The sequence below is a fragment of the Candidatus Avoscillospira sp. LCP25S3_F1 genome (genome assembly GCF_052117125.1).
Taxonomy (GTDB): domain Bacteria; phylum Bacillota; class Clostridia; order Oscillospirales; family Oscillospiraceae; genus Avoscillospira_A.
In genome coordinates this window covers 1-427 of record NZ_JBQKJT010000077.1, presented here as the reverse complement: position 1 = coordinate 427, position 427 = coordinate 1, and the positions used below count along the sequence as shown (strand labels likewise).

The 427-nt window shown below is 50.8% G+C and carries 1 pseudogene; it reads left to right on the top strand.

What is annotated here, in order from left to right:
• Positions 1–288: pseudogene (locus ACTQ33_RS17190) on the top strand (CHC2 zinc finger domain-containing protein); the annotation flags it as partial.
• Positions 289–427 lie beyond the last annotated feature (139 nt).

Here is a 427-nt window from a genome sequence, read left to right as displayed (position 1 = left end):
GAAAACGAGCAGCTGTGCTTTTCTGTTTTGAACGAGTATCGGCGGTTGCTCCTGGATTGGGAAAAACGGTATGCACCACAAACGCCGGAAGATGTGCTGGACGAGCGGTTTATGGAAGCCTGCCACCGTCTGCCATGGGCAGAGTATCAGCTGGACATCCTGCTGCAAGGCGATTCCTATGAACGAGGCGAAACCGTGAGTAATCTAACGGCAGACGGATACATCCGCAAATTACAGGCCCGCCTTAGAGAGGAGCGATACCATGAACAACCCTGTTTGGATCGATGATAAGGGGAAAATCGTCGAGCCGGAATACTGCCTGGATTTCCTGTCCCGGCATCCAATGCGCTGTATCAATGACCACTTTTATACTGTGGATGGCCCGTTGCCGGATGAAAGCAAATTGAAGAGAACGATTTATGAGGAA